General features: G+C 67.1%; 10 protein-coding genes. 4 read left to right on the plus strand and 6 right to left on the minus strand.

What is annotated here, in order from left to right; genetic code table 11:
• The 3 genes from NU1_RS20155 to NU1_RS20160 form a co-directional block, all read left to right on the plus strand.
• Positions 1–876, plus strand: an 876-nt coding sequence (locus tag NU1_RS20155; RefSeq protein WP_218027848.1) for a DUF4132 domain-containing protein, incomplete at its 5' end; no start/stop codon positions are given.
• 679 nt (positions 877–1,555) lie between these two features.
• Positions 1,556–1,732, plus strand: coding sequence for a hypothetical protein (locus tag NU1_RS41580; protein WP_245720214.1), 177 nt, complete (start codon positions 1,556–1,558; stop codon positions 1,730–1,732).
• Between the two features lie 418 nt (positions 1,733–2,150).
• The gene (locus NU1_RS20160) at positions 2,151–2,699 is read left to right on the plus strand and encodes a hypothetical protein (protein ID WP_067523359.1); all 549 of its coding nucleotides are present in this window, start codon (positions 2,151–2,153) and stop codon (positions 2,697–2,699) included.
• A 253-nt stretch (positions 2,700–2,952) separates the two neighbouring features.
• Here NU1_RS20160 and NU1_RS20165 read toward each other — a convergent pair whose 3' ends face one another.
• Positions 2,953–3,567 (minus strand): class I SAM-dependent methyltransferase, encoded by a 615-nt coding sequence (locus NU1_RS20165; RefSeq protein ID WP_067523360.1) that lies wholly within the window; start codon positions 3,565–3,567, stop codon positions 2,953–2,955.
• Between the two features lie 276 nt (positions 3,568–3,843).
• Between NU1_RS20165 and NU1_RS20170 the strand changes: the two genes are divergently transcribed.
• Positions 3,844–4,413: a putative immunity protein gene (locus tag NU1_RS20170; protein ID WP_212761878.1), complete on the plus strand. Its 570-nt coding sequence runs from the start codon at positions 3,844–3,846 to the stop codon at positions 4,411–4,413.
• A 279-nt stretch (positions 4,414–4,692) separates the two neighbouring features.
• Here NU1_RS20170 and NU1_RS20175 read toward each other — a convergent pair whose 3' ends face one another.
• The 5 genes from NU1_RS20175 to NU1_RS20195 are packed head-to-tail and all read right to left on the minus strand — an operon-like array spanning position 4,693 to position 11,929.
• Complete coding sequence (locus NU1_RS20175) at positions 4,693–7,506, minus strand: DUF5682 family protein (RefSeq protein WP_067523362.1); 2,814 nt, start codon at positions 7,504–7,506, stop codon at positions 4,693–4,695.
• A complete protein-coding gene (locus NU1_RS20180; RefSeq protein WP_067523363.1) occupies positions 7,503–8,621 on the minus strand; it encodes an ATP-binding protein in 1,119 nt (372 codons plus the stop codon). The genes NU1_RS20175 and NU1_RS20180 overlap by 4 nt, the downstream gene beginning before the upstream one ends.
• Before the next feature lie 13 nt (positions 8,622–8,634).
• Positions 8,635–9,999 carry a vWA domain-containing protein gene (locus NU1_RS20185; protein ID WP_157552618.1) on the minus strand — a complete coding sequence of 455 codons (1,365 nt, stop codon included), beginning with the start codon at positions 9,997–9,999 and terminating at the stop codon, positions 8,635–8,637.
• Positions 10,000–10,040: 41 nt separating this feature from the next.
• Positions 10,041–11,417, minus strand: coding sequence for a hypothetical protein (locus tag NU1_RS20190; protein ID WP_067523365.1), 1,377 nt, complete (start codon positions 11,415–11,417; stop codon positions 10,041–10,043).
• On the minus strand, positions 11,417–11,929 hold the full coding sequence (locus NU1_RS20195) for a hypothetical protein (RefSeq protein WP_245720215.1): 513 nt from the start codon (positions 11,927–11,929) through the stop codon (positions 11,417–11,419). Before NU1_RS20195 ends, NU1_RS20190 begins: the two co-directional genes overlap by 1 nt.
• Positions 11,930–12,888: the final 959 nt, after the last annotated feature.

Genomic DNA, 12,888 nt, shown 5'->3' on the forward strand with positions numbered 1-12,888 from the left:
CCGCGGCGGTTCAGGGTGTTGTTCGACGAACAGCTCGAGCCGTACGTTACCGACGAGGACGGGAAGCGCCGCAAAAGCCTTCCGAAGCCGGGTGCGAAGGACGATCCGGAGGCCTCCGAGGCTGCCTACAAGCGGTTCGGCGAATTGAAGAAGGAACTTCGGGCGGTTACCGGCGATCAGATCCGGCGGCTCGAAGCCGCGATGGTCAACGCTCGCAGCTGGAACCGCGAGGAGTTCGAGCGGTTCTTCGTGCGCCACCCGCTCATGCGGCATCTGGCCAAGCGCATGATCTGGCATGCAGAGACCGCTGATGGCCGGATCGGGTTCAGGTTCGCCGAGGACGGGACCTCGAGCGACGCGAACGATGACACGATCGAACTGCCCGAGGGCGCGGTGTTCAGCCTCGCGCATCCGATCCACATGGAACCGAAGAAATGCGATGCTTGGGGTCAGATTCTTGCCGACTACGAGATCCTGCAGCCCTTCGAGCAGTTGAGCCGACCGATTCTGGCGTTCACCGAGGAGGAGCTGTCCACCGGAAGGCTCACGAGGTTCGAGGGATCGTACGTCGAGCCGGGGCACTTGCTGGGGCTGACCAATCGCGGTTGGGTGCGGGGCAAGCCGCAGGACAACGGGACCGAGTTCGGCATGCACTACCCGCTGCCGGACGGAGGGTATGTCGCCATTGAGCTGGATCCGGGCCTACAGATCGGCATGGGCGCCTCGGACAACGAGACGCAGCGGCTCGACACGGTGTTTCTGACCGATGAGATCGATGACTACTACCGCCGCCGCGGCGGGCATCCGACCGAGATCGACCTCGTGGCTTCGTCAGAGGTCCTTGCGACGCTCGAGCGGCTGCCTACAGTGGATTGATGTCGTCCGGGCCGGATGCTGGGTGCGCTGCTGGAGGACCGCAAGGTCACCGCCGGAGATTTCGCTCGCAACCGATCTTGGATCACCGATCCGTCCATTCTACGGAGACACCGATCACCGTTTCCATCGATACATAGACCCGCTCGACCTCTCCAAGCCTCCGACGCCAGTCAACCCACCGATTCCCGCATGCTCTGGCACCCCGCGGCTTAAGCTGCGGGCTATCTGGATTTCGCGTGAATGCGATCTGCGGCGCCAAATGGTGTAAAGCTCACGACCGGATGGTGGAGTACTTTGCTGTTCGCGACTCGGTGCGGACGCCGGCCGATCCGTCACGGCAAGGTCCACATCCACGCCACCAGCGCGACCGCGCCATCGCCGGGCACGTCCACTCCGTCGAGATCGACACCTGGTTCGCCCCCGCGCCTACATCCTGCTCGGCGACCAGCGGCCCTTCGTGACGAGAAATGTCAGTGAATCGCCCGCGTGTCGCCGGTGCGATCGTGGTCCAATGCCGTCGAGTAGCTGTCAGCGGGCTCGCCCGGATCGGCGTGCGGGCCAACGAGGTTCGAAAGGACCGTCGCGGTGTCCGAGGCGAGCGTGCGCGCGTTGCGGTGCGCGGCCGCGCACCACCACCGCCACTGCCCCGGCGCGCGAACGGTTCCGCATCGACGCCGAATTGCGTGTGCGCCTCGCGTATTGGCGTGGCAATGCCTCCGCCCTGCACCGCGAGCTGGTGCAACGCGCCCACGACGGTGGTCCGCCCGCCCCGAGCCTGGCCACGCTGCACCGGGCGATCCGCCAGGATGTGCCGCCCGGTGATCCTGGCCGGATTGCGGCGCGCTCGATATCCTGATCAACAACGCTGGCATTCCCACCTGCGGATCAACGTAGCCGATCCCGGCCCCACCGCCACTGATCTCAACGACCATCGGGGTTCGCAAACCGTCGAACAGGGCGCGGTCCCCATCGTCCGGGCGGCACTGATCGACGCAGAGGGTCCCACCGATGTGGGTGCGTCTTCGGGCAGGCAATCAGGCGAGCGACCGTCTGTACGCATCAGCGCGCCCTCATAGCGGGCCGGCGCCTGGTCATCCGCACGTCGTGCCGCGCGGCCACGGTGGATGCCGGAACGCCCGCGTGGAGCAATTCGTTCGCGGCTCCGGTGGGGCTCGGTTCGGGGAGTGCCCTGATCTCGGTTCAGGGCCGATCCCGGATGTGCCTCGTGCGGACGCAGCCTAACTTTGCCCAAGACCCGTCCATCAACCGTGGGAATGCAGAGGGATGCTTTGCCGAAACTCACCGTCGCACTGACTGCCGCCACCGTCTACGCGGCGCTCGCGATATTGGTGTTCTGCACCATGATTTCCGAAACAGTCTTCTTGTACCCGAACTATTTTCACGACATCCCGAATTCACTGATCGTCGCCGACGAATTCACTGCGGTGGTCTCGGTCGGCAGCGTGATGCGCCCGCTCGGCGCGGTCCTGACACTGAGTGCGCTCGTGGCGACCGCGGCGAGCCTGTGGTCCCGAACCGCACGGACGTGGACTCTCGCTTCGCTGGCGGCGTTGGTGTCCGGACTGTTCCTGCTGTCGGCACTGTACCTGTGGGAACGCTGGACGATCCTGTTCGACGATCGCGACCAGTACACCGTCGAGGAACTGAACCGCACCGTCCAGGAAATCGAGGTCGCGCACGCCATCCGTATCCTCCTAGGAGCGGTCACCGCACTGTTCGCGGTGATGGCCGCCCTGCGGACCTACCGCAGCCGGCTCCTCGGCAACGTCGAACAGACACCGCTGGCGACATCGCTGCATTGAGTGCGGCGGACGCACCGTACCGGCGGCGATATGGCGGTCGAGGCTGTGGCCGACCAGCCAACGCAGTGCGTGTGGAAAGCCGGCTGCCACGGCTCCAAACCCGGCGAGCGCGGTAAATCGCCGATCTGTCGGCAAGGACGGTGTAGCCCGGTGGTCGCCCCATTTGTGGACGACCAGGCCGGGCCCACCTCGGCTCCGTGCAGGTGCGGGTGCTGCTCCGAGCCGGCGGCCGCGGTGCGGAGCGGGCCGACACTCATCCCGCACGCGAGAACACCGCGACCAGAAAATCGGAGTCCTCCGTGTAGGGACGCAGGTCCCATGTCGAAAGCCGCAAATCCAGTGCGAGCCCGGCCGTTTCGGCGTCCGCCAGGAATTCCCGGAAGTCGTAACCGCGATCGGCGCCGAAACCCACCACCGCCCGGCCGGTCGAGGCGAGATTGCTGGCGAACCCGGTCAGCGCTGTCACGCGGGTGGCGGGCGCCAGGAATGTCATCACATTGCCCGCGCACACGATGGCATCGAAGTCGGCGGCAATGCCACGGCCGGGGAAGTCCGGTGCGGCGAGATCGCCGACTATCCAGGTCGGGCCGGGGTAGTCCTGTTCCGCCGCGGCGATCAGCACCGGGTCGAGGTCGACGCCGACCACGGTATGGCCGACTCGATGCAGGTAGCCGCCCACGCGCCCCGGCCCACAGCCCGCGTCCAGGACGCGGCTCCCACGCTCGAGCATCGCGTCGACCAGCCGCGCCTCCCCGAAGATATCCGTACCCTCGGCCGCCAGCGCCCGGAACCGCTCGACGTACCGCGCCGAATGCGTGGGGTTGGCGGCGGTGAGCTCCTCCCACTGATTGCGGGTGCGTCCGCTCATCGTCTGTGCCTCCTCGCTCGAGCCAACATTCGGTTCACTGTCGCACTGTCGTGCCGGTAGCCGGCGCGCGCCCTGCGCTGCCCGCCGCTCGGCACGGTTGCGTGTCGACTCGCTCGCCGAAATTGGAACCATGCGGGCCGCTGACACCGCCGAGAATGTGCTGCGGCCCGTCCCGTCGGAGGGACTGGCCGTTTTGAAGGTTTTGTCTCATCTGCCTGCTGGTATCGGTGGAAATCCTCAACCGACCCTTCAGCGATATGGTCGAAGGTCATGAATATGGCTGACGATAATCTGACGATCGAGCTCAGCATGGCGGAATTGCGCGCGATCACGAGGTACGCGGTGGCCTGTGCGGAACCCACTGTGCCGATCTTCGAACGCGAACGCTCGGATGATCACCGCCCGCGAGCCGCGATCGCCGCCGCGCGGGCCTTCGCGGACGGTGGTGAGCGGACCAAGGTGATTCGTGATGCCGCATGGGCGGCGCAGCGGGCGTATCAGCAGACGCGTGACGCGGGACAGGACGCCGCGAGCGACGTCGCGCGAGCGGCCGGTGCCGCGGCCAGCGCGGCGTACCTGCACCCTTTGGCGAAAGCAACCCAGGTGTGGCACATCCTCGGATCCGCCGTCTACGCGGCGCGAGCCGCCGAACTCGATGCCGCCGGTGACCGCGCCGTGGGCACCGAATACATCGAGAAGGCAAGAGATCTGGCTGATCCCGTCGTGGTGAGCGTCCTGACGCGTTACCCGGCAGCATCGGGTGGTCGCGGCCGCGTTGGAGAGCTACTGCGGGAACTGGACACATCCCTTCGACAACGGCCGGGCTCTGAGCAACAGGGCAGGTGACACCGGCACTCACATCCGAGCAGATTGAGCCGAAGTCTTCGACCACGCGGCCACCGGGTCGTGTCGGGAGCACACGGTGTTCTGGGCCCGCACCTCACCCTTGATACATCCGCCCACATAGCGTTGTCGCACCCAGCGCGGATGCTCCTCTACCGCAACACATCCGAGACCCACCATCGGCTGACCGAGAGCAGCCGCACCGAGGCGGTCGCACTCGGCCCCCTGTCGGGGGTCGGCCAGGAGGATGGCGTAGGAGCGACCGGCCTCGGGCAGTCCGCGTCAGCTTCGCGCCGCCGACACTCCGAGCTGCGCCGCCAGTGCGGCGGCGGTGGCGGGGAACCGGTCGAGCAAGTCGGTCAGCTCGCGGTTTCCGGCCGGTCCGGCCTCTTGCCAGCCGCCCTCGATCCCGAGGAGTCCGGCGAGTGCATCGCAGGCGGCGGGATGGGCGGCCAGTAGCTCGGTGACCGGTCCGCCGGGGGCCGCCGCCATCGGCGTCGCGACGGTGCTGAATTCGACCGACCAGGGCGGCTCGAAGGCGTCCACGGCGGGCAGTGCGCCGGGGAAGGTGCGGCCCGCTTCCCGGACCAGGCCCGGAATGAGGTCGCCCGCCTGGTCCTTCAGGGTGGTGATGAGTTTCGGCAGCCACGGCAGCAGCACCGTGTCCGGCAGGGTGCCGAACGCCTTCGACAACAGCTCCACCACAAAGGGTTTCAGTGCCGGAGCCGGGTCGATGGCCTGCACGAAACCGCTCACATACTGTGGAACCGTCGGCAGCACCAGGGGATTGGCCAGCATCTCGTCACACCGATCGCGCAGCTGCGCCATGGTCAGCATGCCGAGCTGGAACCGCGCCGCCCACAGCAGCGCCACCTTTGCCGGCGCCTCCGGATGCGATTGCAGCACCGCCAATTCCAGCTGGGTGTGATCGCAGCCCAGCGACAGCGCCAGGTTCTCCATCCCGAACAGGAAGCCCAGCATGGCCGCCACCTGTGGCGGTCCGGTCTCCTCGTCCGCGAAGGCGGTGGGGAGCAGGGTGCAGTAATGCGCGTACCCGGCTGTCACGAACCGTTCGCACCACGGCGGCAAGCCGTCTTCGGTCGAGCGGAAGTAGTTGAGCAGCAACCGGATACGCCGAAGCACCACGGGTGCGTCGTCCACCGTTCGTTCGGCGGCGAGGAGTTCGACCGCGCGATTGCCCAGTTCGCCGGCGAGCCGGACCGACCTCAGGTACACCAGTGCGTCCTCGACCGCGCCCAGCGCCACGGCCGCCGTCGCGTCCGGTGCGGCGACCGCGCGGCGCAGACGCTGCTCGAGCACCTGCTCTATCGACACGCCCTCGTAGCCGAGCTCCACCAGCGACCGCTGATGTTTGCCGAGCCCGATATCCCAGCTCTCCTGGATCGAGGTCTCGCCCAGTCCCCGCGAGCCCATAATGGGCCGCAGTGCGTCCTGCGGGAGCAATCTGCGCAGTAACCACAGCAGATCCGAGCACGGCCGCAGGTCCGGATTCGCTTTCAGATCCAGCAGCGCCCGTTGCAGCGTCCGCTTGGACAGGTCCAGTCCCAGCGGTTCCAGCCGGTCGAGCACATCGCGGGCCAGTGGCGGCAGCGCCGCGTAGCCGACCTGGCCGATGCGGTCGCCGCCGAGCAGGATTTCGCACAGTCGCCGCACATCGCGCCGCCCCGGCACCCGGTCCTTCTCGATGCAGGTGACGGCCGCGTCCTGGAAGTCGTACGGCGTCGGCCGGGCGCGATTGCGCAAGCCCGCCAGCAGGATCGAGGTCTCGAAGATGGCAATGGCATCGGCGGTGCTGGCCAGATAGCCGTTGCGGCGAGCCAACCGGACGATATCCACCGACCATTCCAGGAGTTCGGCCTCATCGAGCGGGTCCAGTACCGGCGGCCGCGACAGGAACCCCGAAAGTTGATCCGCCACTTCGGTTTCCGGCTCCGTCGGGAGCAGCGGCAGCTTGTTGGCGCGCTTCTTCGCCCCCGGTTGACCTGCCAGCTGGAACGGCTGTAATTTGCCGCGCCGCAATCCCTTCGCCCAGGTGGCCGCCGCGATCGACACCGCACCGCCGGCCAGGCCGAACTGTGCCTCGATCGCGGAGTGACTGGATGGAATCAGCCCGTAGTGCCAGCTGGTGGCGGAGCGCGGCGTGATCTCGAACGGCGCGTCCGATTCCAGCCCGAACTGTTCGACCGGGCTCGCCGCATGGGCCGCGCCGCAGACATATAGCGCCCGCGCCGGATCGATGTCATTGGCGGCCAGGTGTTCCCGCATACGGGTCCATATGTACCGCTCGCGGTCCTCGTCCTCGACGGTGCTGCCGCGCCGCAAGCGCCGGAACAGGCTGCCGATCATCACCATGACCTGGCGGTAGGTGTCGTAGTCGGCGTCGGCGAGGGGCTGCTCGACGTACTGGTCCCACCATTCCGACCAGTGCCGGACCTTGCCGTGGTGCAGCAGGTGTTCTTCCAGTTCGGCGAAACGTGGTCGCAGATCACCGATTTCGATGCCGACCGCGGCGCCGTGTAGACCGTCGTCCTCGGGTTGCTCGCCGTCGGCCGGTGTCTCCGGTGGCGGTGCGTCGTCGGCTTTGGGGGCCCACTGGAAGACGTGATCGGTGGACCGATCCACCAGCACCAGTTCGACGTCCGGCGTATCGAGCGCGTAGGCGATGGCCTGGTACTCGGCCGACGATTCGGTAATCGGGGCGACCACCGACAGCGGGGCCCATTCCGGCGGGAAATCCGCGGTATCGGTGGCGAAGGCCTGCAACGCCACCGGTAACCGGCAGTTGCGCAGTTCGTCGAGCAGCGGCCGCATATCTTCGCACAGTTCCAGATAGATGACGCTCGGCTGCTTTTCGCGCAGCCGCCGCACCATCGCCAGACCTGAGGAGGGGGAGTGGTGGCAGACCGGGAAGATCTCCAGCCGCTCCGACAGCGCCCGGTCGACATCGTCCACAATGCCCGCCAGGATGTCGCCCGCCGCTCCGGGTGCGCCGGCGAACGCGACAGCCGCTTCCGTCAGCTGATCCCGCAGCGCGGCAAAGGTATTCGGTGCGGGCCGGGTATCGGAGACGGTCACGAGAGCCTCGCGATCGCGGCCCGGCCACCCTCCAGGAACTCGCCCCAGGGCGCTGTGCCCTTCTTGTCCTTGGTGCGCGGCTCGACCACGCCGTGCAGGTACTTGTTGAGGATGGCGAGGTCCTCGGGCGTGCGCCGGGCCAGGGACCCGACCAGTGAACCGGCGAGGGTTTCGGCGCTCAGTTCCCTCGCACCGAAGAACTGGCTGTGCAGGATGGCGTCCTCGAGCACGCCGATCTGCTCGGCGGTGGACAGCGCCGACTCCAGTTTGTCGTCGTCGCTGGTAGCGGCGGCCGCGGCGGCGCGCAGATCGGCGAAGCTCTCCAGCAGGATGTCGAGCAGGGTGGGCGGCAGCTCCAGTTCGAGGGAATGGCGGCGCAGCAGTTCGGTGGTGCGGAAGCGCACGATCTCCGCCTCGCTCTTCTTATTGGACACCACCGGAATACGCACGAAATTGAAGCGCCGCTTCAGTGCCGAGGACAGGTCGTTCACGCCCCGGTCGCGGCTATTGGCGGTGGCGATAATGGAGAAGCCCGGCTGCGCGAACACCACATTGTCGTCGTCGAGTTCGGGAATCGAGACGTACTTCTCCGACAGGATGGAGATCAGTGCGTCCTGCACGTCGCTGGTGGAGCGGGTCAGTTCCTCGAAGCGGCCGATCACACCCTGTTCCATGGCGGTCATGATGGGGGACGCGATCATCGACTCCCGCGACTGGCCCTTGGCGATGACCATCGAGATATTCCACGAGTATTTGATGTGGTCCTCGGTGGTGCCGGCGGTGCCCTGCACCACCAGCGTGGAATTGCGGCTGATGGCCGCGGCGAGCAGCTCGGCCAGCCAGCTCTTGCCGGTACCCGGATCGCCGATGAGCAGCAGACCTCGGTCCGAGGCCAGGGTGACGATGCTGCGCTCGACGAAGCTGCGGTCACCGAACCACTTCTGGCTCACCTCGCGGTCGAGTCCGTCGGCGCGTTCGGAGCCGAGGATGAACAGCCGCACCATCTTCGGGCTCAGTCGCCACGAGTACGGCTTGGGGCCGTCGTCGATGGACTCCAGCCAATCGAGTTCCTCGGCGTACTTGATCTCGGCGGGGGCGCGCAAAACGTCGTTCATAATGGCTGATCTCCTAGTCGAGAAAGTTCTTGAGTTCGTGCACGAGCTTCTGGATGCGTCCGGAAATCACCGGGGTGCCAAGATTTTTGAACCGTTCGCGGAACCACGGGTTGACGCTCTGGTGGCCGGAGCTGTTCACCGAGCCGACCGGGATGAGCTTGACCCCGGATCGGTGCACCGCCTCCATGGCCTCGAACAGCGGCTGCGAGCGGTCGAACTCGTAGAAGTCCGAAATCCACACCAGCACGGTGTTCTTCGGGTCGGTGATCTTGGGTTGAGCCATGGCCATGGCGACCGGGCCGTCATTTCCGCCACCGAGATTGGTGCGCAGCAGCACCTCGAACGGGTCGTGCACCCACGGGGTGAGATCCAGGGCGCGGGTGTCGTAGGCGATGAGATCCACATTCACCTTGGGCAGGCCCGCGAAGATCGACGCCAGAATGGTGCAGTTCACCATGGAGTCGACCATGGAACCGGACTGGTCCACCACCACGATCATGCGGGCGGGGACGGTGCGCTTGGCGGTCTGGCGGTAGTAGAGCCGGTCGACGTAGAGACGCTCGTCGCGCGGGTTCCAGTTGGGCAGGTTCTTCCAGATGGTCCGGTCCACGTCCAGATTGCGCAGGATGCGTTTGGGCGGGACCGAGCGGTCGACGGTGCCGACGCTGGTCTGCTGCACCTGGGTGCGCAGGACCTCGGCGACCTCGTCGATATAGCGGCGGATGAGGCGTTTGGCATTGGCCAGGGCCACACCGGACAGATTGTGCTTATCGCGCAGCAGTTGTTCGATGAGCGACATGCTCGGGGTGAGCTGAGCGGCCAGATGCGGATCTGCGAGGACTTCGCGCAGCCGCATGCGCGACACCAATTCGCCCTCCAGCCCGGTGAGCACGCCCTGCACGGTGCCCGCCTGCTCTTCGCCCAGGCATCGGCGCAGCCAATTGGCATCGGATTGCCAGCCCGCCAGCTGGGTGGCGCTGACCTGCCCGGAGCCGGTGGCGAAAACATTGAGCAGCAGCTTGGAAACCAGTGCGGCGGTGCGGACATCGGCTGCGCCTATCGCCCGGGGCGGCTCGGCTACGGCACGGGTTTCGGCCTCTTCGGCCACGGCGCCCTCGGCTGCGGAGTCCCCGGTATCGGCGTCGCCGGTCTCGGAGAAGTCGAGGCTGTCGAACTCCGCGCGCATCGCCGGATACCGTTGCACCACATTGTCGATGGAGATGCCCGGATCGAGTACGGCCAGCGGCAGTCCCAGATCGTCGACGATGCCCGCGCTCGCCTGCTCCAGTGTCGGTTGTTGATCCCCGGTGAAGACACCGGCCAGTAGACGCCAGTACAGGATCTGGCGCCGCGTCTCGTGGTTCGGCCCACCCGTCACTCGACCGTCGCCTCCCACGGAATCGCTTCTCGATGCGGTAGTCATTTGCGCAGCAACCGTCCCGCGCGCTCACGCAGCACCGCCACGGCATCGCCCGACTTGGCCTGCGCCTTGGCGATTTTCGGATCGGTCGGGCCGAGCGCCCAATCGCCGTTGTGGAAGGGAGTGAGCGCGTTCTTGACCTTGCGCTGCACGGCCAGTGGTCGCACCGACCAGCCGCTGGTATCCCAGCGCAGCAATCCGATCATGGTGCTGGAGCCGGTGACCCCGGCCGGAGTCAGCGGACCGGCGGACGGCAGCGCGTCCAGTTCCACTCGAATCCGTGCCTCACCCAATTCCAGTGCGGCGTCGCGGATTCGGTACCCCTCGAGCAGAACCGGTAGGGCGATGTGCACCGGATCGCGATCCAGCGGTGCGACGGCCGGTGCTTGGGCTTGCGGCAGCTGCACGGTGGCGGTGACGAATGGATCGGCGGACTCCCCGGCCTTCGCCCGATCGTCATCCCACAGCAGGTCACCGGCCGCCGTCAGCGGCATATCGGTGAGTTCCAGGGTGCGGTGCTCGGCCAATGCGGTGAGCAATTGCTGATGCGCACCGAGCAGTTGCCAAACCGCTTGTCCCACAATGGTGTCCACCTTGGGAGCCGCTACCGACACCCGCACCTGGCGAGTTGGTGCGCCCGCGGTCTCCAGTACGCCGTGTACCTGTACCTGGACCGCGGTGCCGTGCTCGTGCACGTCCACGCCCAGTGGCAGCAAGCGGCCCGAAACAGATTCGTTCGCAGGGGATTGCGTGCCCCGCCAGGAAAGCAGCAGGGCGCGCGTCCACAGGTCGGCCCAGCGGCGCGCGGGCACCCGGTCCATGGTGGCGATCGGCGCGTAAGCGCCGAGTTCGGCGGTGAAGCCGTCCAGCAGCACCGCCAACCGCCGCAGCACTGGTTCGGCCAGCAGCGCCTCCACGATCTGATCGGCCGCCGCCACCAGATCGTGGTCCACGCCCCGCCATCCGGCGATGGCCAGTTCGCCCAGCCAGGCGCGCGACCCCGTCGCGAGCGGGCTCGGCGCGGTGGCATCCGGGGTGGCCGACCACTCGGATCGATTGCGGCCCAGGGCCGTATCCGCCTGCTCGACCAGTGCGTCGTGAACCGAGCCCAGTACGGCGGCACGGGCGGCGGCCAGCGCCGACAGTTCATCCGTGCCGATCGCTCCCGTACTCACCTTCGATACCGCCGCCGCCACCACCTCGGCCAGCGGCGAACCCGCCACGGCGGCGGCCAATGCCGCCAGCGCCGCGCCCTGCGGTTCGGAAACCCGGGCGAACCCGTTGACCAGCGCGGTATCGAAGCCGTTCACCGCGTCCAGGGCCGCCGCGACACCGGTGGGCGCATCCGTCAGCGCGGCCAGTTGTACTGCCTGCATCAGCGACCCACCCCCGCCGGGAACCACTGCAGCTCCGGAATCGGCGCCGCGCTACCCGGCAACTCCAGGTAGGACAGATGCCGCAGGAACCGGCTGAACACCGCGGCGGCCGGAGCGGGGTCACGAGTCCCAGTGAGGGCGCTGGCAATTCGCGTTCCCTCGGGCACCTCGACCCGCAGGAAGCGCGCCACCCGGCCCTGCCCGTACTGAAGCACCGCTTCATCGATGAGCGCGTCCAGATGTTTGCAGCACCACCCCTGGTTCAATCCACCGCACGGCCGATTGTTGTTGGTGCTACAGCTCAGTCCATGCGTCCCAGCGGTCACCGACGCCACGTACACGCGCGCAATATCGGACCCACTCGACACCACCCCCTGCAGGCGTCCGTCCGCCAACTCCACGAACGGCACCTTGTTCAGCTTGCGTGGTGCGACAGCGGGCAATACCCGCACGACAGCGGCGCTTTCCCATGCCGGTTCATCCGGCGCGGCACTCGGATTCGAGACCATCATTCTCCCTCCCGGTCGATCATGATGCGCCCAAGGTATGTGACGGCACCGACAAGTGCCGACCGGTCCGGCCAGAAACCTGTAACCCCCTGCGGCGGTGGCACTCCCGCCGAGGGGAACACCTCACCTGGACATGCGGGTCGGGCCCGCCGAATCGCCGGGCCCGACCCGTTCCACCCCATGGTCTTCAACGCATGGTCACCGACATAGTCGCGGCCGACGTCCAGCGCAGTGTCCGGGGCGGAGCGCCACCGTCCAGAGACCATTGCGACCCCGGCATGCCGCGGTAGTGCGGGTCGAAGACCAATCCTCGGTGCCGGGCGCCCCAACGGTCCACGAACCATTGGGGGATAGCAGCGGACCGCCATCCGGGCCATCGGTCGGGGTTTGTGGACCCCCAACGACCATGGGTGCGATCGACGGGTATTCCTGACCCGCCTACCGGTCGTGCAACTGGAAAGTTCGGCTGCCCGTCGCGGCGGAGTAGGTCTCGCTGCGGCTTGGTATTTGCGGATGCCGGCCATCAGTCCCATGCGCTCGGCGATTTCGCGGCTGGGTCCGCGCAGGTCCACCGCCTGTCCGCCCGGGCGCGGTTCGGGGGAGCGCCTGTACGGTCACACTCGGCGGCAGTGCCCACACTCCCAGTTCCGGGTCGACCGCTTCGGTACGTAAACCATGCTCGGCGGCCCCGCGGTGATACCGGGCACGGACCGGTCCGAATGCCACCGGAATGAGGTGGAAGCCCACCGGCTGCGGCACCGTGCAATGGCAGCCTGCTGCCTATTCGCTGCCCCTCGCGTCGCGAGAACCGGCCCCGGGTCGCGCCGGTCGCTACCCTGGATTTGTAAGGGTATGCGGCGCAGAATTACTCGCTCGGCCACTCGATGCAAGTTCCGCTCTGAAATCTTGCGGGAGCGGGGTGACCAGGGCACGTCGGCACCGGCGGTGTCGTAGCTCGGACG

It is taken from the genome of Nocardia uniformis NBRC 13702, from assembly GCF_001613345.1.
Taxonomy (GTDB): domain Bacteria; phylum Actinomycetota; class Actinomycetes; order Mycobacteriales; family Mycobacteriaceae; genus Nocardia; species Nocardia uniformis.

Bases quoted from the DNA above. Each gene is read 5' to 3' on its own strand.
- NU1_RS20160 (WP_067523359.1), top strand. From the start codon at position 2,151: ATGCAGAGGGATGCTTTGCCGAAACTCACCGTCGCACTGACTGCCGCC.
- NU1_RS20190 (WP_067523365.1), bottom strand. From the start codon at position 11,417: ATGCAGGCAGTACAACTGGCCGCGCTGACGGATGCGCCCACCGGTGTC.
- NU1_RS20195 (WP_245720215.1), bottom strand. From the start codon at position 11,929: ATGATGGTCTCGAATCCGAGTGCCGCGCCGGATGAACCGGCATGGGAA.
- NU1_RS20165 (WP_067523360.1), bottom strand. From the start codon at position 3,567: ATGAGCGGACGCACCCGCAATCAGTGGGAGGAGCTCACCGCCGCCAAC.
- NU1_RS20170 (WP_212761878.1), top strand. From the start codon at position 3,844: ATGGCTGACGATAATCTGACGATCGAGCTCAGCATGGCGGAATTGCGC.
- NU1_RS20180 (WP_067523363.1), bottom strand. From the start codon at position 8,621: ATGAACGACGTTTTGCGCGCCCCCGCCGAGATCAAGTACGCCGAGGAA.